The sequence below is a fragment of the Lysobacter enzymogenes genome, assembly GCF_023617245.1.
Lineage (GTDB): Bacteria > Pseudomonadota > Gammaproteobacteria > Xanthomonadales > Xanthomonadaceae > Lysobacter > Lysobacter yananisis.
Window position 1 is genome coordinate 4,789,729 of sequence record NZ_CP067396.1, and the last position, 19,803, is coordinate 4,809,531.

Annotated in this window: 18 protein-coding genes and 3 pseudogenes; 6 read left to right on the plus strand and 15 right to left on the minus strand. The window is 71.5% G+C overall.

Annotated features, from left to right (window positions below; translation table 11 throughout):
• Positions 1-43: 43 nt before the first annotated feature.
• Positions 44-1,024 (minus strand): annotated as a pseudogene (locus JHW41_RS26085) (TrmH family RNA methyltransferase); the annotation flags it as partial.
• A gap of 145 nt (positions 1,025-1,169) precedes the next feature.
• The gene (locus JHW41_RS19815; RefSeq protein WP_250444887.1) at positions 1,170-1,727 is read right to left on the minus strand and encodes a GNAT family N-acetyltransferase; all 558 of its coding nucleotides are present in this window, start codon (positions 1,725-1,727) and stop codon (positions 1,170-1,172) included.
• A gap of 68 nt (positions 1,728-1,795) precedes the next feature.
• Between JHW41_RS19815 and JHW41_RS19820 the strand changes: the two genes are divergently transcribed.
• Both JHW41_RS19820 and JHW41_RS19825 read left to right on the plus strand, forming a co-directional pair.
• Positions 1,796-2,257, plus strand: a complete 462-nt coding sequence (locus tag JHW41_RS19820) for an Imm10 family immunity protein (RefSeq protein WP_250444889.1) — start codon at positions 1,796-1,798, stop codon at positions 2,255-2,257.
• 71 nt (positions 2,258-2,328) lie between these two features.
• Complete coding sequence (locus JHW41_RS19825; protein WP_057946448.1) at positions 2,329-2,637, plus strand: peptidyl-tRNA hydrolase; 309 nt, start codon at positions 2,329-2,331, stop codon at positions 2,635-2,637.
• A gap of 126 nt (positions 2,638-2,763) precedes the next feature.
• Here the strand turns inward: JHW41_RS19825 and JHW41_RS19830 are convergent, their stop codons facing one another.
• From JHW41_RS19830 to JHW41_RS19840, 3 genes are read right to left on the minus strand one after another with little or no spacing between them, the layout of a single operon-like run.
• Positions 2,764-5,889 carry an efflux RND transporter permease subunit gene (locus tag JHW41_RS19830; RefSeq protein ID WP_250444891.1) on the minus strand — a complete coding sequence of 1,042 codons (3,126 nt, stop codon included), beginning with the start codon at positions 5,887-5,889 and terminating at the stop codon, positions 2,764-2,766.
• Positions 5,886-6,086, minus strand: a complete 201-nt coding sequence (locus JHW41_RS19835; protein WP_250444893.1) for a hypothetical protein — start codon at positions 6,084-6,086, stop codon at positions 5,886-5,888. Before JHW41_RS19835 ends, JHW41_RS19830 begins: the two co-directional genes overlap by 4 nt.
• A complete protein-coding gene (locus JHW41_RS19840; RefSeq protein WP_250444895.1) occupies positions 6,079-7,200 on the minus strand; it encodes an efflux RND transporter periplasmic adaptor subunit in 1,122 nt (373 codons plus the stop codon). Before JHW41_RS19840 ends, JHW41_RS19835 begins: the two co-directional genes overlap by 8 nt.
• Positions 7,201-7,527: 327 nt before the next feature.
• On the opposite strand from JHW41_RS19840, the gene cysK reads away from it, so the two are divergent.
• Positions 7,528-8,484: a cysteine synthase A gene (cysK, locus tag JHW41_RS19845; RefSeq protein ID WP_250444898.1), complete on the plus strand. Its 957-nt coding sequence runs from the start codon at positions 7,528-7,530 to the stop codon at positions 8,482-8,484.
• A 153-nt stretch (positions 8,485-8,637) separates the two neighbouring features.
• On the opposite strand, the gene JHW41_RS19850 is transcribed toward cysK, so the two are convergent.
• From JHW41_RS19850 to JHW41_RS19860, 3 genes are all read right to left on the minus strand, one after another.
• The gene (locus JHW41_RS19850) at positions 8,638-9,309 is read right to left on the minus strand and encodes a hypothetical protein (protein WP_250444900.1); all 672 of its coding nucleotides are present in this window, start codon (positions 9,307-9,309) and stop codon (positions 8,638-8,640) included.
• Positions 9,310-9,373: 64 nt separating this feature from the next.
• On the minus strand, positions 9,374-10,015 hold the full coding sequence (locus JHW41_RS19855) for a LysE family translocator (protein WP_250444902.1): 642 nt from the start codon (positions 10,013-10,015) through the stop codon (positions 9,374-9,376).
• Between the two features lie 95 nt (positions 10,016-10,110).
• The gene (locus JHW41_RS19860) at positions 10,111-11,121 is read right to left on the minus strand and encodes a class I fructose-bisphosphate aldolase (protein ID WP_057946441.1); all 1,011 of its coding nucleotides are present in this window, start codon (positions 11,119-11,121) and stop codon (positions 10,111-10,113) included.
• Between the two features lie 278 nt (positions 11,122-11,399).
• On the opposite strand from JHW41_RS19860, the gene JHW41_RS19865 reads away from it, so the two are divergent.
• On the plus strand, positions 11,400-12,725 hold the full coding sequence (locus JHW41_RS19865) for a hypothetical protein (protein WP_250444904.1): 1,326 nt from the start codon (positions 11,400-11,402) through the stop codon (positions 12,723-12,725).
• 331 nt (positions 12,726-13,056) lie between these two features.
• Here the strand turns inward: JHW41_RS19865 and JHW41_RS19870 are convergent, their stop codons facing one another.
• Together JHW41_RS19870 and pyk are read right to left on the minus strand one after the other, a co-directional pair.
• Positions 13,057-14,010: a hypothetical protein gene (locus JHW41_RS19870; protein WP_250444905.1), complete on the minus strand. Its 954-nt coding sequence runs from the start codon at positions 14,008-14,010 to the stop codon at positions 13,057-13,059.
• Between the two features lie 103 nt (positions 14,011-14,113).
• Positions 14,114-15,580 carry a pyruvate kinase gene (gene pyk, locus JHW41_RS19875; protein WP_057946438.1) on the minus strand — a complete coding sequence of 489 codons (1,467 nt, stop codon included), beginning with the start codon at positions 15,578-15,580 and terminating at the stop codon, positions 14,114-14,116.
• Between the two features lie 194 nt (positions 15,581-15,774).
• Between pyk and JHW41_RS19880 the strand changes: the two genes are divergently transcribed.
• Positions 15,775-16,401: a GNAT family N-acetyltransferase gene (locus tag JHW41_RS19880; protein ID WP_250444907.1), complete on the plus strand. Its 627-nt coding sequence runs from the start codon at positions 15,775-15,777 to the stop codon at positions 16,399-16,401.
• On the opposite strand, the pseudogene JHW41_RS27490 reads toward JHW41_RS19880, so the two are convergent.
• Positions 16,398-16,532, minus strand: a pseudogene (locus tag JHW41_RS27490) (hypothetical protein); the annotation flags it as partial. The gene JHW41_RS19880 and the pseudogene JHW41_RS27490 sit on opposite strands and share 4 nt — an antisense overlap.
• On the opposite strand from JHW41_RS27490, the pseudogene JHW41_RS27495 reads away from it, so the two are divergent.
• Positions 16,501-16,575, plus strand: a pseudogene (locus tag JHW41_RS27495) (DUF6053 domain-containing protein); the annotation flags it as partial. The pseudogenes JHW41_RS27490 and JHW41_RS27495 sit on opposite strands and share 32 nt — an antisense overlap.
• Before the next feature lie 131 nt (positions 16,576-16,706).
• Here JHW41_RS27495 and JHW41_RS19885 read toward each other — a convergent pair.
• From JHW41_RS19885 to JHW41_RS19900, 4 genes are all read right to left on the minus strand, one after another.
• Entirely contained in the window at positions 16,707-16,931 is a 225-nt protein-coding gene (locus tag JHW41_RS19885) for a DUF6289 family protein (protein ID WP_057946436.1), read from the minus strand.
• 241 nt (positions 16,932-17,172) lie between these two features.
• Positions 17,173-17,403: a DUF6289 family protein gene (locus JHW41_RS19890; RefSeq protein WP_250444909.1), complete on the minus strand. Its 231-nt coding sequence runs from the start codon at positions 17,401-17,403 to the stop codon at positions 17,173-17,175.
• 263 nt (positions 17,404-17,666) lie between these two features.
• Complete coding sequence (locus JHW41_RS19895) at positions 17,667-18,317, minus strand: HAD hydrolase-like protein (RefSeq protein WP_078997235.1); 651 nt, start codon at positions 18,315-18,317, stop codon at positions 17,667-17,669.
• Positions 18,318-18,320: 3 nt separating this feature from the next.
• A complete protein-coding gene (locus JHW41_RS19900; RefSeq protein WP_250444911.1) occupies positions 18,321-19,496 on the minus strand; it encodes a phosphoglycerate kinase in 1,176 nt (391 codons plus the stop codon).
• Positions 19,497-19,803: the final 307 nt, after the last annotated feature.

Sequence of the window (19,803 nt, forward strand, 5' to 3'; positions counted from 1 at the left end):
GCAAGCACCCGCAACACCAAGACGCGATCGCGATCGCCAGCGCTCAGCGCCGCGACCGCCACGCCGCCAGCAACACCGCGGTCGCGGCGGCCACGTTGAGGCTTTCCACCCGCCCGGTGCCGGGAATCGACAAGCGCCGGTCGCAGGCGGCGGCCAGTTCGCGGTCCATGCCTTCGCCTTCGGCGCCGAGCACGTAGATCAGGCGCGGCGGCAGCGGCGCGGCGAACACGTCCTCGCCGCCGCCGACCACGGTCGCGGCCAGCTCGAAGCCGGCACCGCGCAGCTGGGCGACGGCGTTGTCGCTGCGGCCCAGGCGCACCATCGGCACCGCTTCGGCGCCGCCCTCGGCCACGCGCGCGGCCGCGCCCGACAGGGCCAGGGTCGAGTCCTTCGGCAACAACACCGCGGCCACGCCGAAATGCGCGGCCGAGCGCAGGATCGCGCCGAGGTTGTGCGGGTTGCCGACGCCGTCGAGCCACAGCGCCAGCTGCGGCCCCGCGGGCAGGTCGCGCAGCCAGCTCGACAGCGGCGCGGGTTCTTCGCGCAACACTTCGGCGACCACGCCTTCGTGGTGGCCGCTGGCGGCGAGCTTGTCCAGGTCGGCGCTCTCGACCACGCGATAACCGACGCGGTTGGCCACGCACCAGGCCAGCAGCGGCTGCAGTTGCGGAATGCGCGGCGCGTCCAGGTACAGCTTGCGCAGCGCCTGCGGCCGCTGCGCGAACACCGCGCGCACCGCGTTCAGGCCGTACAGGCGGATCTCGGCGTCGCGACGGGCGCGCTGCGGGTGCGGCGCGCCGGCGCCTGCGTCGCCCTGGTCTTCGTCGTCGTGGCGGCGGTGGCCGCGCTCGTGACGCTCGTGATGGCGGCCGCGCGGGCGCTCGTCGTGCTCGACCTCGTCGTGGCGCGCGCGCTGGTCGCGGCGCTGCTCGCGCGAATGCGGGTGATGCGAGCCGCCGCGTTCGCGCCACGGGCCCTGCCCGTCGCCGCCGGCGGGCGCGCCGGCGCCGCCCTGACCGCTGTGAGCGCCCGGGCCGCCTGGGCCGCCCTGACGGCTTTGGCCGCCCTGGCCGGGGCCGCCATCGCCTCGGGGCGCGCCCGGTCCGCGCTGCCCGCCGCCCGCGCCATAGGGACTGCCGGGCGGCTTGCGCGGGCCGCGCGGGGGATCGTCACGTCGCATCTTGCAGGCTCCTTCTCGCCTTCGCGAACACACGCAGGTCGTGCACGTGCCCGTGCTTGTACACGGCGCAACGCTGCACGCCCTCTTCTTCGAAACCGTTCTTCAACAGCACCCGCGCCGAGGCCGGGTTGTCGTCGAGCACCATCGCGCACAGCCGGTACAGCTGCAGCCGCTGCATCGCCCACGGCGCGAACGCCGCGACCACCCGGGTCATCAGCCCCGCGCCCCACAAGCGCTGCCCGAGCCAGTAACCGAATTCGGCGCCGTGGCCGCGTTCGCCGCGTCCGGGGTGCGCGCCGATGCCGCCGACCGCGCGGCCGTCGACTTCGATGGCGAACACCGGATGCTCGAGATCGATGACCTGGCCTTCGAGAAAACGCTCGCCGTCCTCGCGCGTGTACGGGTACGGGAAACGGTCGCTGAGCGCGCGCGAGACCTGGGCGTCGTCGGCGTGGACGAGCAGGCTGTCGAGGTCGTCGCGGCGCCAGGGACGCCGCACGAATCCCTCGCCCTGCGGCGGCGGGAGGGTGGCGGGATCGGGGTTCATGCGGGTAGCCTAATTTCGCCGTCGCCGCGCTGCAAACGCCGCCGCCGCGGCATGGCCAGGAGCGGCGCATGCGGACCTACCCGATCGAAGAAATCCACAGCGGCGAAGACGACGGCTGCCTGTGGGTGAGCCTGGGGTTCGCGTCCGAACACCGGCCGCTGGACGTGCTGCACATCGTCTGCGCGCTGCGGCCCGACGCCCAGGACCGCGCCTTGGGCATGGCCGCGATCTACCTGGAACGCGACGACCAGAGCCGCGGCGGCTACGCCGGCGCCGACCGCATCCATGCCGGCGAACAGGCGGTCGCGCTCGAGCTCAACGACCACGGCCGCCGCAGCCTGGAATTCGATGCCGCGCTGCGGCTGACCTGGACGGACGCGCAGGCCGGCAAGCGCGAGGCCCTGGCGATCCTGGCGCGCATGAGCGGATACGAGTGCGGGCGCGTGGTCGAGTGCGAGCCGGCGGCGGGCGCATCCCGCACCAGCACAGGCACAGGCACAGGCACAGGCACAGGCACCACCACAGCCTGACGGACCGCCTACGTCCCGTACCGCCGCACCGGCCCCGCCTCACCGACGCTCCATTCCCCGGATTTACCGACATGAAGATGTACATCCTCGTCCGCGACGACGTGCCGCTGGGCTTCGCCATGGTCGCCGTCGCCCATGCCTCGCTGGCCGCCTACCTCAAGTTCCGCGACGCGCCGGAAACCGCGCAATGGCTCGACGGCCCGTTCTTCAAGGCGGTGTGCAAGGCCAATGCCCGCGAGTTCGAGAACGCCAAGGCGGTCGAGGACCATGTCGTGCTGACCGAATCGGCGTTGGACGGGCGCGAGGTCGCGATCGCGTTCAAACCGCGCGAGGAGTGGCCGAAGATGTTCAAGTTCCTGCGCCTGTACAAGGACGCCTGACCGCCCGGTTTCTCCCTGTAGGAGCGGCGCGAGCCGCGACCGCGACAACTCAACTACGACGAAACCGACGGCGTAATCGCATTGTCGCGGTCGCGGCTCGCGCCGCTCCTACAGGGGCTGTCGGGATTACGCGTGGCCGCCGGCTTGCGGAGTGTCCTGCTCCAGCCGCTCGAGTTCCTGCGCCACCGCTTCGGGCGATTTGGTGAACCGCGCCAGCAGCACATAGAACGCCGGCACGATGAACAGCGACAGCAGGGTCGAGAACGACACGCCGAAGATCACCACGATACCGATGGTCGCGCGGCTGGCCGAGCCGGGACCGCCGGCCAGCACCAGCGGCACCGCGCCGACCACGGTCGCGATCGAGGTCATCAGGATCGGCCGCAGGCGCACCGCCGAGGATTCGACGATGGCCTGGTGGATGCTGCGGCCTTCGTCGCGCAGCTGGTTGGCGAATTCGACGATGAGGATGCCGTTCTTCGCCGCCAGCCCGACCAGCATGACGATGCCGATCTGGCTGAACAGGTTCAGCGTGCCGCCGGTCATCCACAGCCCGAGCAAGGCGCCGAGCACGCCCAGCGGCACGGTCAGCATGATCACGAACGGGTGGATGAAGCTTTCGAACTGCGCGGCCAGCACCAGGTACACCACCAGCAGCGCCAGGGTGAAGGTCATCAGCACCGCGCCGCCGGCCTTCTGGTATTCGCGCGATTCGCCCTTCCAGTCGATCTGGGCGTGTTCGGGCAGTTCCTCGGCGACGACCTGGTTCAACCACGCGATCGCCTCGCCGACGGTATAGCCCGGGGCGACCCCGGCGCTGACGGTGATCGCGCGCAGGCGGTTGAAGCGGTTGAGGCTGCCGGCTTCGGCCAGTTCCTTCAGCGTGACCAGATTGGACAGCGGCACCAGGCCGCCGTCGCGCGCGCGCACCTGGATCGCGGCGAGGTCGGCCGGCGAGGCGCGCAGGTCGCGGTCGGCCTGCACCATCACGTCGTATTCCTCGCCGTTCTGGACGAAGGTGGTGACCCGGCGCGAGCCCATCAGGGTCTCCAGCGCGTGGCCGATGTCGGTGACGCTGACGCCGAGGTCGGCGGCGCGCTGGCGGTCGATCTCGACCCGCATCTGCGGCCGGGTTTCCTTGTAGTCCGAGTCGGCCGAGAACAGGCCCTTGTTCTGCTCGATCCGGGCCAGGATGCGGTCGCGCCACTGCGCCAGTTCGGCGTACTCGGGGCCGCCGAGCACGATCTGGATCGGCTGGCCGCGGGTGCGCACCAGGCCGCCGCCGACCTGCGGCAGCGCGCGCACGCTCGGCAGCGCGCCGAGCTCCGCGCGCAGGCTGTCGGCGACCTGCGCGGTGCTCTTCTCGCGCTGCTTCCAGTCCTGCAGGAACACCGCGATGCGGCCGGTGTGCATCTCCTCGCTGGCGCCGAAGCCGCCGGGCACGCGCGGGTTGTAGCGCTGGATGGTCTGGTCCGGGCCGGTATGCGCGGCGACGATCTTCTCGACTGCCTGCACCTGCTTGACGGTGTAGTCGAAGCCGGCGCCTTCCGGGCCCTGGATCGAGATCTGGAACGAGCCGCGGTCCTCCTGCGGCGCCAGTTCCGACGGCACCAGCTTGAACAGGCCGAAGCTCAGCGCCAGCGCCGCCAGCAGCAGCGCGCCGAACAGCCACGGCCGCTCGACCGTGCGGTCGAGCAGGCCGCGATAGCCGTTGGACAGCGCATCCAGGCGCGCATTGATCCAGCGATTGACCGGATTGGATTTTTCCTGGCTGTGCGGGCGCACGAACTTGGACGACATCATCGGCGTCAGGGTCAGCGCCACGAACGCCGACAGCGCGACCGCGCCGGCCAGCGCCACCGACAGTTCGCGGAACAGCCGTCCGGTATTGCCTTCCATGAAACCGACCGGCAGGAACACCGCCACCAGCACCGCGGTGGTGGCGATCACCGCGAACGCGACCTGCTTGGTGCCGCGCGCGGCCGCGACCAGCGCCGGTTCGCCGAGGTCGGCGCGGCGCTGGATGTTCTCCAGCACCACGATCGCGTCGTCCACGACCAGGCCGATGCACAGCACCAGCGCCAGCAGGGTCAGCAGATTGATCGAGAAGCCGAACGCGTACAGCGGAATGAACGCGGCGATCAGGCACACCGGCACCGTCACCGCCGGGATCAGCGCGGCGCGGAAGCTGCCGAGGAACAGCCAGATCACGATCAGCACCAGGACCACGGCCTCGACCAGGGTGTGATAGACCCGCTCCACCGCCGATTCGATGAACACGGTGGTGTCGAAGGCGACGAAGATGTCGGTGCCTTCGGGCAGGGTCGGGCGGATCTTGTCGGCCTCCGCGCGCACCGCGCGGGCGACGTCGAGGCTGTTGGCGGTGGACGTCTTGACGATGCCCAGGCCGATGTTCGGCTCGCCGTTGCTGCGGTAGTAAGCGCGGCGCTCGGCCGACTGCAGCTCGATCCTGGCCACGTCGCCGAGCCGCACCACGTAGCCGTCGGCGCCCTTCTTCAGCGGGATCTGGGCGAAGTCGGCGGGCTTCTGGTAGCTGCGCGCGACCCGCAGGGTGAAGTCGCGCGATTGCGATTCGATCCGCCCGGCCGGCAGCTCGACGTTCTCCGAGCGCAGCGCGTTCTCGACTTCGTTGACGGTGATGTCGCGCGCGGCCAGCGCGTCCTGGTCCAGCCAGATGCGCATGGCGTAGCGCTGCTGGCCGCCGATGCGGACCTGGGCGACGCCGTCGACCGAGGACAGCCGGTCCACCACGTAGCGGTCGGCGTAATCCGACAGCTGCAGGGTGTCCATCTTCTTCGAGCTCATGTTGAGCCACAGCACCGGGTCGGAGTCGCTCTCGACCTTCTCGACTTCCGGCGGATCGGCCTCGTCGGGCATGCGGTCCATGACCCGGCTGACCGCGTCGCGCACGTCGTTGGCGGCGGCTTCGATGTCGCGCTGCAGGGTGAACTCGATGCTGACCGAGGCGCGGCCGTTGACGCTGCGCGATTCGATGGTCTCGATGCCCTCGATGCCGGCGAGCGCGTCTTCCAGCACCTGGGTGATGCGGGTTTCCACCACCGCCGCCGAGGCGCCGGGATAGGTCACGTCGACCGAGACGATCGGCGGGTCGATCGCCGGCAGCTCGCGCAGGGTCAGGCGCGAGAACGCCATGATCCCGAGCACGATCAGCAGCAGGCTCATGACCGTGGCGAACACCGGCCGGCGGATGGAGACGTCGGACAGCATCATCGCCGCGCGCTCCGCTTGCCCTTGCCCTTGCCGCCGCCGTCGCCCTGGGCCGCGCCGCGGCGCGCGTGCGGGCCGCGCCGGGCGGGCACGTAGACCGGCGCGCCGGGCTTGTCTTCAGCCTCGCCCGCGGCGGACGCGCGCGGCTTCAGTCCGGGCACCACCGCGCGCAGCCACTTCAGCAAGCCGGCCTCAGCCATTGCGGCCGTCCTTGGCGGCGCCGGACGGCGCGCCGGCTTCGCGCGCCGGCGCGCCGGCGGCCTGCACCTTGCTGCCGGCGCGCAGCTTGCCGGTGCCGTCGACGACGATGGTGTCGCCGACCGCGAGGCCGTCGAGGATCTCGGCCAGCCCCTGCCGGCGCGAGCCGACCTGGACGTCGGCGCGCTCGACCGTGGCGTCGGGCTTGAGCCGGTAGACATAGGAATCGTTGCCGACCTGCACCACCGAGATCTCCGGCACCAGCAGCGCCTGCCGCTCGGGCTGGATCAGGGTCACCTGCACCAGCATGCCCGGGCGCAGCAGGTGGCCGGGATTGGCGAAGTCGGCGCGCACGGTCACCGCGCGGGTGGTCGGGTCCACGCGCGCATCGACGGTGCCGACGCTGCCGTGGAATTCCTTGCCGGCATACGCCGCGCTGGTGCCGGTCACGTCCTGGCCCTTGGCCACGCGCGCGAGCAAGGTCTCGGGCACCGGGAAGTCGATGTAGACGCGCTCGGTGTCGTCGAGGGTGGCGATCGGCGTGCCCGGGGTCACCAGCGCGCCGGGGCTGACCTGGCGGATGCCGAGCACGCCGGCGAACGGCGCGCGCACCTGGCGGTCGCCGATGTCGGCCTTCATCTGCTCGACCCGCGCGCGGGTGGCGTCGCGGGTGGCGCGCTGGGTGTCCAGGGCCGAGCGCGCGATCAATTGCTGCGCGGCCAGCTCGGTCTGGCGCTGGTAGAGCTGCTCGGCTTCCTTGGCGGTGGCCTCGGCCTGGGCCAGCGCGGCGAGCTGGGCCTTGCCGCTGAGGGTGACCAGCGACTGCCCGGCGGCGACGTGGTCGCCGCTGTCGAAGTGCACGCTCTGCACGATCTCGCTGACCTTGGCGGTGACCGTGACCGACTCGCGCGCCTTGACGTTGCCCAGCGCCTGCACGGTGTCGTTCCAGGCGCGCAGGCGCACCGGCTCGGCGGTCACCGGGATCGGGCGGTCGCCCTGGCCGGCGCCGGGCCCGCCGCCCGCTCCGGCCTGCGGCTGGCCGCCTTTGCCGCACGCCGCCAGGGCCAGGGCGAAGGCGAGGAGACAGCCGGAACGAAGGGCGGGACGTGGTCGCATGCGGATCTCTGAACGGGGCTGGCGAATGCTGGCGAGGACGGCATAGCGGCGCCCCTCCCCAGGAGCGCCGCACGCACCGTCCGCGCGGACGGTGCGTGCCATGCGGTTTGCGCGACCTGCGTTGGCGCAGCCGGTGGCGCCCAGGCCGCAGGGCGGTGAAGCCGCGCGATTCTAGCCGCGGACTGTGAACTCGCGCGTGGGCCATTGGTTGACCGCTTCGCCCCGGATTCGGCAAACCGTCCGCTCCGGCGCGCGACCGCGGCCGGCGACGCCGCCGCGCAGCGCGGCCGGGGGCATACTCCAGACTTCCCCCCACGGAGCCGTCCCATGATCTACGACAGCATCCTGCAGACCATCGGCCGCACCCCGGTGGTGCGCCTGCACCGCATCGCGCCGGGCCATGTGGCGCTGTACGCCAAGGTCGAGGCATTCAATCCAGGCGGCTCGGTCAAGGACCGGCTGGCGCTGGCGATCGTCCTCGACGCCGAGGCGCGCGGCCTGCTCAAGCCCGGCGACACCGTGATCGAGGCGACCTCGGGCAACACCGGCGTCGCCCTGGCGATGGTGTGCGCGGCGCGCGGCTACCGCTTCGTCGCGGTGATGACCGAGACCTTCTCGATCGAGCGGCGCAAGCTGATGCGCGCCTACGGCGCCAAGGTCATCCTCACGCCCGCCGCCGAGCGCGGCAGCGGCATGGTCCGCCGCGCCGCCGAACTCGCCGAGAAGCACGGCTGGTTCCTGGCCCGCCAGTTCGAGAACCCGGCCAACCCGGCGTTCCACCGCAACACCACCGCCGCCGAGATCCTGCAGGACTTCGCCGGCCGCCGGCTCGACCATTTCGTGACCGGCTGGGGCACCGGCGGCACCCTCACCGGGGTGGCGCAGATGCTGCAGCTGGCGCGGCCGGAAGTGCGCGTCACCGCCAGCGAACCGGCCGGCGCGGCGCTGCTGTCGGGCAACGCCTGGGCGCCGCACAAGATCCAGGGCTGGACCCCCGACTTCATCCCCGACGTGCTCGACCGCGACGCCGCGCACGAGATCGTGCCGGTCGACGACGTGCTGGCGCGCGACACCGCGCGCCGGCTCGCCGCCGAGGAAGGCATCTTCGTCGGCATCTCCGCCGGCGCGACGATGGCCGCGGCGCTGCAGGTCGCGCAAGGCGCGGACGCCGGCGCGGTGGTGCTGGCGATGCTGCCCGACACCGGCGAGCGTTACCTGTCGACGTTCCTGTTCGAAGGCGTCAACGAAGGCAGCGACGAGGAGTGGCTGGCGTCGCTGCAGTGACGCGGCGCGGGGCTTCGGCGGTTTCGCCGTAAGCGCGGTGTCGCGGTCGCGAACGAACCGACCGAAGCCCCTGTAGGAGCGGCGCAAGCCGCGACCGCGCCACGACGACGGCGGCGCAACCCTCGCGACCGCCGTCCGCCTACGGCCGAACGCTCACCACAACACCCACGCCACTGCCAGCGCCGCGAACGCCGCCAGCAACGCCCACGCCACAAGCTTGCCGTTGTTGTCGCCACGCACCACCGTCGATCCGGCGGCGTCGTCGCCGCGGCCGCCGCGTTTGCGCGCGATCTCGTAATCGCCGATGCGGCGCAGCGCCTCGGTCGCGGTCGCGCCGTACTTGCGTTCCAGCAACTGCCAGGCCGCGCCGCGGTCGCCGCCTCGCAGCAGCGATGCCACGTCCGCGGGCAGTTCGCCCGGCGCGGACGCCGCGGCATCCGGCTGCGCTGCATCGGCATCGATACTGACGTCCGCGCCGACGTCTCCGCGCAGATGCGCTTCGACCCGCTGCTTCGCCGTGCGCAGATCGACATCGTGCGCGAGGCGCACCAGCTTGATCGCCTCGATGATCTGGCCGCGCTGCAGCGCTTCCAGCGCGGCCGCCGGCAGCCCCGCGGTTTCGCGCGCCTCGCCGGCCGGCGAAGACGGCGACGCCGCGGAACCGGCCAGCAACGCGTCCGTGCGCGCCTCCACCGCGTCCTTGGCCGCGCGCAACGACGCGCCGGGATTGGCGTCGAGCACCGCCTTGATCGCCTCGACCTTGCGCTGGCCGCGGATCAGCGCGTCGGCGCGCGTAGGCACGAACAAACCCGGTTCCAAGGACATCGCGGCGCTCCCTGCGGATAGACGCGCCCAGCCTAGCCGCGCCCGGCCGCCGGCGCCACGGCGCTCAGCGCGAGGCCAGCGCCAGACGCGCGCCGAAGCCGAGCATCATCGTGCCGATCACCCCGTCCAGCGCGCGCGCGACCCTGGCGCTGCGCATCGCCCCGGCCATGCGCGCCGACCCGACCGCGACGATCGCCAGCCACACCGCGCCGATGGCGTAATGCAGGCCGATCATCAGCATCGAATCGCGCGCCATATGCGGACCGGGCGCGAGGAACTGCGGCAGGAACGCGAGGTAGAACATCGCGATCTTCGGGTTCAGCGCATTGGTCAGCGCGCCCTGGGCGAAGGCGCGCCACAGGCTCGACGCCGGCGGCGCCAGTTCCAGCTCCAGTGCCGGCGCCGGCGCGTCGGCGCGCGGCCGCAGCGCCGCGCGCAGGGCCTTGATGCCGAGGAAGGCCAGATAGAACGCGCCGAGCATCTTGACCGTCCAGAACGCGCGCTCGGAATACATCAGCAACTGGGTCACGCCGAGCGCGAACAGGGCCACGTGGAACAGCCCGCCGCTGGTGGTGCCCGCCGCCGCGGCCAGGCCGCGGCGCGCGCCGCCGGCGACCGCGTTGCCCATCACCAGGAAGGTGTCCGGGCCGGGCATCAGCGTGAGCATCAGCGCGGCGACGGAGAAAGCGAGCCACTGGGTTTCCATGAGGGGTCCGGTCTGGCGTGGCGGGGAATCGAAGCGCCGAAAACGAAAAACGCCGGCGCGAGGCCGGCGTTTTCGGAGGCTGCGGAAGCGACAGCTTACGCCGCCGACTTCCACTGGCCCAGCGCCGCCAGGCCGTTGGCCTTGGCGCGCTCGTACACGGTCTGCTGCGCCTTGGCGTAGTTGTTCACCAGGTCCTGCGACCACAGCTTCAGCGCCGCCGACTGCATCGCGCGGCCGTAGGAGAACGACAGCGGCCACGGGTTCGGGCCCATCTGGTTCATGGCGTTGAGGTGGGCGGTGGCGTCCTCGTCGGACTGGCCGCCGGACAGGAACACGATGCCCGGCAGGGTCGCCGGCACGGTCGACTTCAGGCACTGCAGGGTCGCCGCGGCGACGTCCTCGACGCTGGCCTGCTCGGCGGCGGTGGTGCCCGGCAGGACCATCGAGGCCTTCAGGATCGTGCCTTCCAGCAGCACGCTGTGCTCGTACAGCGCGCCGAACAGCGAGCGCAGGGTGACTTCGGTGACTTCGAAGCAGGTGTCGATGTCGTGGCTGCCGTCCATGATCACTTCCGGCTCGACCATCGGCACCAGGCCCTGCTCCTGGCACAGCGCGGCGTAGCGCGCCAGCGCGTGGCTGTTGGCTTCGATGCAGGTGCCCGAGGGGATGTCGTCGCTGATGTTGATCACCGCGCGCCACTTGGCGAAGCGGGCGCCGAGCTTGTAGTACTCCTCCAGGCGCGCGCGCAGGCCGTCGAGGCCTTCGGTGACCACTTCGCCGGGGAAGCCGGCCAGCGGCTGCGGGCCCTTGTCGACCTTGATGCCCGGGATGATGCCGTGATCGGCCATGTGCTTGGCGAACGGCACGCCGGCCTTGGTCGACTGGCGCAGGGTTTCGTCGAACAGGATCGCGCCGGAGATGTAGTCGCTCAGGTTCGGCGTGGCCAGCAGCAGCTCGCGGTAGGCGCGGCGATTCTCTTCGGTGTTCTCGATGCCCACCCCGGCGAAGCGCTTGGCGATGGTGGTCGTCGACTCGTCGATCGCGATGATGCCCTTGCCCGCGGCGACCATGGCCTGGGCGGTTTCGGCAAGCTGTTCGATGCTCATGGAGATCCTGCGGCAGCGGTGGGAAGCCCGCGATTATAGCCGCTGGCGGTGAACCTCGCCCCCTCGCTGCGCCTTCCGAATCAGGTACTTGCGCCCAGTTTCGGCGGTAACCGTTTTCAAGCGCGACAGGTCATCGATACCAACGCGCGCCGCCGCGCGCGGCGGCGGCCCGTTCAGTCGGCGCCTCGGCGCGGCGCCGCCACGCCCCGTCGCGATTGCGCGCGCCGGCCGCAACGCCTAGCCTGCGCACCCAAGATTCGCCGCCAAGGACTGCACCGATGCCGTTGTTCGCCCGCTCCCTGCCGCAGACCGCCCTGCTCGCCGCCGCGCTCGCCGCCGCCGGAGTCGCCCATGCCGGCCCCGCCGACGACGAATTCGCCGCCGCCGTCGCCGCCTGCAAGGCCGCGCCGAAATCCGGCACCCGCTATGTCGCCGTCACCGGCGCGTTCATGCGGCCGGTGCCGCGCGCCGACGGCGGCGTGGTCGCGCGCATCCCCATCGCCGCGGCGGTGACGCTGGAATGCGAGCGCGACGGTTGGGTACGCGGCACCTCGGAACTGCCGCAGCCCTCGGTCGGCTGGATCCGCGCCGACCTGCTGCAGGCCAAGGCGCCGACCCTGGCCTCGCTCAACGCCGACTACGCCGCGGCCGCGCCCGACCAGCGCAAGACCGTGGCCGAGCGCATCGTCGCGCTGGCGCCGTACCAGGCGCCGGGCCACCAGTTGCTGATCGACACCTTGAGCAAGGCCGGCGACGCCGAAGGCGCGCGCAAGGCCGGCGAATTCCGCGACCGCATGCTCTCGCCCAAGCCCGAGCGCCTGAGCGGCGAACCCAAGCTGCTGTTCGTGGTCGAGCGCGGTTACGCCGCGCCGCTGGCGCGCATCGGCGACGACGGCCGCTTGCAGGACGCCGACGCCAGCACCCGCTATTTCCCGCCGCTGCGCGGCCTGTATTTCTTCCGCCGCGGCGGCGCCGACGGCATCGCCCAGGTGCTCGACGTGGCGCTGTCCGACGTCACCGGCGAGGCGCACGTGCGGATCGCGCCGGCCACCGCGCGCAGCGACCAGGCCCGCGGCCTGGCGACCAACTTCCCCGCCACCTCGGCCAAGCCGGCCGCCGACGCGGCGGCGCCCGCGGCCGCGCGCAAGGCCGCCGAGGACGCGCTGCGCGCCGGCCTGCGCCAGCAGAAGGTCGAGCGCGCGCAGATCGAACGCGCGCTCAAGGCCAAGCCCGACCACGAACGCGACCTGGGCATGGAGCTGCACAGCTTCGAGGCCGGCAGCGCCGGCCCGATGGCGATCGCCACGGTGGTGTGGAACCTGCCGGTCGCCGGCCCGGACCAGGTCGAGACCAGCGTCGCCGCCTCGGCGATCCTGGAAGGCGACGGCAAGGGCGGCTACCGCGTAGTCGGCAGCCAGAGCAGCACCAACGGCGGCGACGCGACCGAATCGCCGCGCTTCTTCGACCGCCTCGACCTCGACGGCGACGGCGTGCCGGAGCTGATCTTCCAGGTCGGGCAGTACGAAGGCGTGGACTACCAGGTCTGGTCGCGCAAGAGCGGCCAGTGGAAGAAGGCCTACCAGGGCGGCTACGTCGGCGCCTGAGCGCTGGCGGTGCGGCCGGTCCTTATCGGCCGGCCCATCGCGTGATTCCGGCGAAAGCTGGAACCCGGTTTGATCAAGCGGTACGACGGAACCGGTTGGTTCCGTCGTAGTTGCGTTGTCGCGGTCGCGGCTTGCGCCGCTCCTACAGGGAGCTCCGGCGACAACGCCCCTGCCCCGTCATTCCGGCGAAAGCCGGAACCCATGTTGATCTCGCTTTCGCGGTTGCCCAGGCGAAGGACGGCGACTACGACGGAACCGGGAGGTTCCGCCGTAATCGCATTGCCGCGGTCGCGGCTTGCGCCGCTCCTACAACACGCCCCGGCCGAAGCGCTCAGCCGTTGTAGGGCTGGAACTTATCGCGCGGCAACAGGCCTTCGAGTGTGGCGATCGAAGCGCTGCCGACCTGGCGATGCAGGTCGGCATTGGGCCGGTAGTGGCCGCTGTCGTTGCTCCAGCGGGTGATCTCGCCGTCGCGGAACGAGACTTCGCCCGCGTAGTAGACGTCGCCGCCGCGGGAAATGGCGGTGTGCCCGCCGGTGGCGCGCGCGCCGATCCACACCTGCGAGGGGTTCGACACCGGAATCACGAACACGAAGTCGCCGTTGGCCGCGGCGCGCTGGCCCGTGCTCGGGTCGGTCAGGTGATAGCGGCCGTCGCCGTCCTTGCCCAGTTCCTGGTGCGGCTGGCGGCCGCGCACGTCGTCCTGGTTGCGGATGCGCTCGACGTCGGGCCGCTGCGGGGTGGCCGCCAGCTGCACCATGTTGTCGACGCGATCGTCGATCAGCGGCCTGAAGCGGGCTTCCGCCGCCGCCGGGATCGGGTTCTTGACCAGCGCGTTGAGCTGGCTGGCGGCGGATTCGATCCCCGACCAATGCTTCTCCTGTTCGCGCGCGCGCTCGGCGTTGACCTGCGGCCCTTCGGGATGGGCCGCGCGCCGCGAGGCGGCGTTCTCGCGTTCGGTCGCGACCTCGCCCCTGTAGGCGTCCATCGCGCCCTGCACCACTTCGCGGTAACGCTGCATGCGCTGCTCGGGAGTGAGATCGGCCTGCGCGGGCTGCGGCGCCTGCGCGCCGGGCTCGGCCCACTGGCCCGGGCCGTTGCGCTGCCAGTCCAGCGCCGGCCCCTGCTCCGGGCCCGCCGGCTGTTGCTGCCGCGCGTGGCGGTCGCCGAGGTGTTCGTTCAAGGCCCTGACGTCGTAGCTCGGGCCGGCCTGTTCCGGCGCGGCCTGCGCCTGTTGCGGCTCCTGGCCCTGTTCTTGTTCCTGTCCGGAAATGCGCAGTTTCATGCTCTGGACTCCTGTGGGGGAAGAAACACACGAAAACGCGAACGCACCGGTCCTACGGGCCGGCGCGATGCGATCGGCGACGGTCGCAGCGCGACCGCGCGGCTTACAGTTCGCCCAGTCCTTCGGCGCTGCCGCCGTCGCCCACCTGCAGCAGGCGCAGGGTATTGGTCGCGCCGTGCTGCTCCATGGTGTCGCCGCTGGTGAAGATCATCCGCTCGCCGGCTTCGAGCATGCCGGCGTCGAACAACTGCTTGACCACGTTGCGCGCGGCGTCGCGCGAGGCCATGCCGCGGCTGTCGAAATCGATCGGATAGACGTCGCGCATCAGCGCCATCTGCCGGCGCGCGCCGGCATGGCGCGAGAACGCGTAGATCGGCGCGTTCGAGCGGAAGCGCGAGAGGAAACGCACGGTGCCGCCGGATTCGGTCATCGCCACGATCGCGCGCACGCCGATGTGCTCGGACAGGAACATCGCCGCCATGGCGATGGCCTGGTCGGCGCGCTGCAGGTTGCGCGGCGCGGCCTCGAAATCGGTGTCGTGGTCGAACTGGCGCTCGGCGCCCAGACAGATGCGCGACATCGCCTCGACCGCCTTGACCGGATAGCGGCCGGCGGCGGATTCCTGCGACAGCATCACCGCGTCGGTGCCGTCGATGACCGCGTTGGCGACGTCGAGCACTTCGGCGCGGGTCGGGATCGGGTTGTCGACCATCGACTGCAGCATCTGGGTGGCGGTGATCACCACCCGGTTGCGCGCCAGCGATTCGCGAATAATCTTCTTCTGCAGGCCCGGCAGTTCGGCGTCGCCGATCTCGACGCCGAGGTCGCCGCGCGCGACCATGACCACGTCGCTGGCTTCCACGATCTCGGCCAGGTTCTCGATCGCCTCGGCGCGCTCGATCTTCGACACCAGCGCCGCCTCGCTGCCGGCGGCGCGGGCGATGGCGCGGGCGTCGTTCATGTCCTGCGCATTGCGGCAGAACGAGACCGCGATGAAGTCCACGCCGATCTGCGCGGCCACGCCGATCAGTTCCTTGTCGCGCTCGGTCAGCGCGCCCAGCGACAGGCCGCCGCCGAGCTTGTTGAGGCCCTTGCGGTCCGACAGCGCGCCGTCGTTGAGCACGGTGGTGACGATGCGCTCGCCTTCGACCGCGCCGACGCGCAGTTGCAGCAGGCCGTCGTCGAGCAGCAGCACGTCGCCGGGGGCGACGTCGCCGGGCAGGCCGAGGTAGCTCACGCCGACCTCGCGCAGGTTGCCCGGCGGCGGATTGTCCTTGGCGATCAGGTCGAAGCGGTCGCCGGCCTTGAGCAGCACGCGGCCTTCGGCGAAACGTTCGATGCGGATCTTCGGGCCCGGCAGGTCGGCGAGAATGCCCACTTCCACCCCGACCCGCTGCGCCGCCTCGCGCACCGCTTCGGCGCGCGCGACCTGCGAGGACGGATCGCCGTGGGAAAAGTTCAGGCGGACCACGTCGACGCCGGCCTTGAGCAGGGCGTCGAGAACGCCCGGCGGATCGGTGGCCGGGCCGAGCGTGGCGAGGATCTTGGTGCGTCGCGGACTGTGGGACATGGCAGACTCTCTGGACTGCCGGCCACGCTAGCATAGCTTGGCTGCATTGCGCGGACCCGGCGGCGCAGCGGCCGGCACGCGCAAACGCCGTATATCGCACTGCGCGCGGCGCATACCGCGGCGCATGTCACCCTTCCGCACCGCACCGCCGCGCGGCTTCGCCGCGACCGGTTCCACCGCCTCCCGGACGCACCATGCCCTTGCCTCTTTCGCCGCACAGCCAGGCCATCGCCGACTTCCTCGCCGCGCTCGACGGCTTCCCTGTGCTGCAGGGTCCGCGCGTGCGCCTGCGCGGCCCGCGCGAGGACGATGCCGCGGCGTTGTTCGCGCTGTTCGGCGACGCGCGGGTGACCCGCTTCTGGAGCCGGCCGCCGATGCAGGACATCGCCGAGGCGCGCGAACTGATCGAGCAGATCCACGCCGGCATGCAGGCGCGCAGCCTGCTCAACTGGGCGATCGCCGACGAGACCGACGCGCTGGTCGGCACCTGCACGCTGTTCCGCTTCGACGCCGCGCACCGCCGCGCCGAACTCGGCTACGCGCTGCACGCGGACCACTGGGGCCGCGGGCTGGCGAGCGAGGCGACCGCGCTGGCGCTGGATTGGGCGGTCGACCGCGTGGGCCTGCACCGCATCGACGCCGGCATCGACCCGGACAACCAGGCCTCGCGCGCGCTGCTGCACCGCCACGGCTTCCTCACCGAAGGCCGGCAGCGCGAGAGCTTCTTCGTCGGCGAGCGGGTCACCGACAGCGAATTGCTGGGCTTGCTGGCCAGCGACTGGCGGCAACGGCGCGCGACGGCCGCCGCGGCGTTGCGCTAAGCCACCTGCGCAGCTGCGCGCGCCCAGTCGCGCGCTCGAGCCGCCGCGAATCGGGCGCAGCTTCGTGCGCCGACCGCGATGCCGACCGTGGGAGGGACTTCAGTCCCGACGCTGTGCGCCCAGGCGGCGCGGAGCGGCCGGCAGAACATCGGGACCGAAGCCCCTCCCACCCAGCCGATCCCCTGGCGATCCGCTCCTGGCCCCTCCCCTGAACACTGGCCCGCGCGGCGATCGCGACGCGGGTGCGGCCGCGGACGCGCGCCGCCTCGTCGCGACGGCGGCGTCCGCGAGCGCCGGGCGGACGGTCAGCTTTCGACCGCGCAGCCCTGGGTGAAACGCTTGTTGCTGCCGCTGGTGTCGCCCCAGCGGCCATCGGCCGCACCGCAACCGGCGGTCCAGCGACCGATCTGCGCGCCTTCGGCGTTGTAGTAGGTCCAGGTGCCCTGCCAGCTGTTGGCCAGCGCGGCGAACGACATCGTGCCCGCCAGCGCCACGGCGAAGGCCGCGGAGAAGAATCCGATACGACGCATGTGCCTGCTCTCCCGAGTTCGCGGCGCTCATTCGCCGCGCAAGCACGCTAGCCGAGCGCGGTCGCGCGGTGTGCGAGCGGCTGTCACCTCGGATGTCATGCCGTTGCGTAAGCGTGATTGGCTTCGCTTTTGGCGTTTTTTGGCCGCGGCGCAAACGGCGGAAGGGGCCGCGGTCGCGCGGCCGGGCGCGCGAGAGCGCGCATGACAGCGCGGACGCGGCCCCTGTTCCGCGCGGGCCCGCTTACAGGCAGATCGTCGGCGAATCCTTCCAGCGGTCGGTCCTGACGCCCCACTGGCTGAAGTGCACGTTGTCGCAGTCGTTGACCCAGCGCCCGACCACGTGTCCCTGGTCGTCGTAGAAGTCGCGCTGGTAGCCCGGCGCCAGCGGCGGATACTGCGGGATCGATACCGCGCTGGTCGCCATCAGCGCGACCAACAGTCCCAGTGCGGCGGCTTGAAGCTTGCGGCTCATCGCTCGTTACTCCGGTGCGCGGCCTCCTTGGCCGCGAGCGGACGCTAGCATGCGCGCGGCGCGCGCCGCGCCCGACCGCGCCGTGATCGCAGTCGCGAAAACGCGGCGGTGCTCGGGCCCCGGCGACGGACGGACGACCGGTTCGGCCGGGCCGCGATCGCCAACATGACGCGCGCCGATGCGCGAGGGCCGCGCCAACGAAGCCGCGCCAACGGAAGCGGCCGCGAGTGCGGCCGCTGCGATATCCACCGATGCCGCCGCGCTCAGGCGGCGAGTAATGCCGGCAACTGCGCCGGCGCCGTGGCGATGCGCTGCGCGCCGGCCTGGCGCAGTTCCTGTTCGCTGCCGAAGCCCCACAGCACGCCGACGCCGGCCATGCCGTGCTGGGCCGCGCCTTCGATGTCCATGCGCCGGTCGCCGATCATCACGCACTGCGCCGGGGTCAGGCCGAAACGGCCCAGCGCCTCGCCGATCAGCTCGACCTTGTGGGTCAGGCGGCCGTCGTCGGTGCAGCCGACGATGTCCTCGAAGTGCGCGCCGAACGGCAAGTGCTCGAGGATCTTGCGCGCGTTGTTCTCGTTCTTGGCGGTGACCACGGCCATGCGGTAACCGGCCGCGCGCAGGCCGTCGAGCAGTTCGGCGATGCCGTCGTAGACGCTGTGCTCGGTCCAACCTTCGCGGCCGTAGCGCTCCAGGTACAGCGCCACCGCCTGCTCGACCTTGTCCTCGTCGCCCAACAGCGGCTGGAAGCTGGTGCGCAGCGCCGGGCCGATCCAGCCGCGCAGCGCCTGCGGGTCGGGCACCGGGTGGCGCATGGTCTCCAGCGCATAGGCGATCGAGCGGGTGATGCCGACCGAGGAATCGATCAGGGTGCCGTCGAGATCGAAGAACAACACCGGTTGTTGTGCGCTCATCGCTCAGCCCGCGCGCTGCTTGAGCGCGGCCACCGCCGGCAGTTCCTTGCCTTCCAGGAACTCCAGGAACGCGCCGCCGCCGGTGGAGATGTAACCCACCTGCCCGGCGATGCCGTACTTGTCGACCGCCGCGAGGGTGTCGCCGCCGCCGGCGATGGAGAACGCCTTCGACGCGGCGATCGCGCGCGCCAAGGCTTCGGTGCCCTTGCCGAAGGCGTCGAATTCGAACACGCCGACGGGACCGTTCCAGACCACGGTGCCGGCCTGCGCGATCATCTGCGCGTAGCGCGCGGCGGTGTCCGGGCCGATGTCGAGGATCATGTCGTCGGCGCCGACCGCGTCGACCGCCTTGACCGTGGCCGGCGCATCGGCGGCGAACGCCGGGGCGACCACGACGTCGGTCGGCACCGGGATGTCGGCGCCGCGCGCCTGGGCGTCGGCCATGATCTTCTTCGCGGTGTCGATCAGGTCGTTCTCGACCAGCGACTTGCCGACGTTGTGGCCCATCGCGGCGATGAAGGTGTTGGCGATGCCGCCGCCGACGATGAGCTGGTCGACCTTGGACACCAGCGAGGACAGCAGCTCCAGCTTGGTCGAGACCTTGGAACCGGCGACGATCGCCAGCAACGGCCGCGCCGGGTTGTCCAGCGCCTGCGCCAGCGCGTCCAGCTCGGCCATCAGCAGCGGGCCGCCGGCGGCGGTCTTGGCGTAGCGGATCGCGCCGTGGGTCGAGGCCTGGGCGCGGTGGGCGGTGCCGAAGGCGTCCATGACGAACACGTCGCACAGCGCCGCGTACTTCTTCGCCAGCGCCTCGTCGTCCTTGCCCTCGCCGACGTTCATGCGGCAATTCTCCAGCAGCACCAGCTGGCCGGGCGCGACTTCGACGCCATCGACCCAATCCTTGACCAGCGGCACCTCGATGCCGAGCAGTTCGGACAGGCGCGCGGCCACCGGCGCCAGCGAATCGGCCTGGCTCCACTGGCCTTCCTTGGGCCGGCCCAGGTGCGAGGTCACCATCACCGCCGCGCCCTTCTCCAGCGCCAGCTTCAGCGTCGGGATCGCGGCGAGGATGCGCTGCTCGGAGGTGATGCGGCCATCGTCGATGGGGACGTTGAGATCTTCGCGGATCAGCACTCGCTTGCCGGCGAGATCTAGGTCGGTCATGCGGACGATGGACACGGGGCCTCCTGGGGCGATGCGGAAACGGGGATGCGCGGACGGACCGCGGCCGGCTCGGGGCGCGGCTGGGGTGGCTATTGTCGCGGGGGCGGGGGGCGAAGGGAACCGTTGGGCTGAATGGCGGGAGCGCGGGTGGTTTCGAGGCAAGGGCGCTTTCGTCGTCGCTGTCCTGGCGCGGTCGCGGCTTGCGCCGCTCCTACAGGGGCTGCGGCCGGTTCGTATCCGGCGGTGGCGCTGCGTCTGCGGGGACTGCGGGGACTGCGGCAACACAGTCCTGCCGAAACCACCCACCGTCATTCCGGCGAAA

Coding starts and splice junctions, on each gene's coding strand:
- JHW41_RS19880 (WP_250444907.1), top strand. CDS start 15,775: ATGCCCTTGCCTCTTTCGCCGCACAGCCAGGCCATCGCCGACTTCCTC.
- JHW41_RS19850 (WP_250444900.1), bottom strand. CDS start 9,309: ATGTCCTTGGAACCGGGTTTGTTCGTGCCTACGCGCGCCGACGCGCTG.
- JHW41_RS19820 (WP_250444889.1), top strand. CDS start 1,796: ATGCGGACCTACCCGATCGAAGAAATCCACAGCGGCGAAGACGACGGC.
- JHW41_RS19885 (WP_057946436.1), bottom strand. CDS start 16,931: ATGCGTCGTATCGGATTCTTCTCCGCGGCCTTCGCCGTGGCGCTGGCG.
- JHW41_RS19870 (WP_250444905.1), bottom strand. CDS start 14,010: ATGAAACTGCGCATTTCCGGACAGGAACAAGAACAGGGCCAGGAGCCG.
- JHW41_RS19840 (WP_250444895.1), bottom strand. CDS start 7,200: ATGCGACCACGTCCCGCCCTTCGTTCCGGCTGTCTCCTCGCCTTCGCC.
- JHW41_RS19815 (WP_250444887.1), bottom strand. CDS start 1,727: ATGAACCCCGATCCCGCCACCCTCCCGCCGCCGCAGGGCGAGGGATTC.
- JHW41_RS19895 (WP_078997235.1), bottom strand. CDS start 18,317: ATGAGCGCACAACAACCGGTGTTGTTCTTCGATCTCGACGGCACCCTG.
- pyk (WP_057946438.1), bottom strand. CDS start 15,580: ATGTCCCACAGTCCGCGACGCACCAAGATCCTCGCCACGCTCGGCCCG.
- JHW41_RS19855 (WP_250444902.1), bottom strand. CDS start 10,015: ATGGAAACCCAGTGGCTCGCTTTCTCCGTCGCCGCGCTGATGCTCACG.
- JHW41_RS19865 (WP_250444904.1), top strand. CDS start 11,400: ATGCCGTTGTTCGCCCGCTCCCTGCCGCAGACCGCCCTGCTCGCCGCC.
- JHW41_RS19825 (WP_057946448.1), top strand. CDS start 2,329: ATGAAGATGTACATCCTCGTCCGCGACGACGTGCCGCTGGGCTTCGCC.
- JHW41_RS19890 (WP_250444909.1), bottom strand. CDS start 17,403: ATGAGCCGCAAGCTTCAAGCCGCCGCACTGGGACTGTTGGTCGCGCTG.
- JHW41_RS19835 (WP_250444893.1), bottom strand. CDS start 6,086: ATGGCTGAGGCCGGCTTGCTGAAGTGGCTGCGCGCGGTGGTGCCCGGA.
- cysK (WP_250444898.1), top strand. CDS start 7,528: ATGATCTACGACAGCATCCTGCAGACCATCGGCCGCACCCCGGTGGTG.
- JHW41_RS19860 (WP_057946441.1), bottom strand. CDS start 11,121: ATGAGCATCGAACAGCTTGCCGAAACCGCCCAGGCCATGGTCGCCGCG.
- JHW41_RS19830 (WP_250444891.1), bottom strand. CDS start 5,889: ATGATGCTGTCCGACGTCTCCATCCGCCGGCCGGTGTTCGCCACGGTC.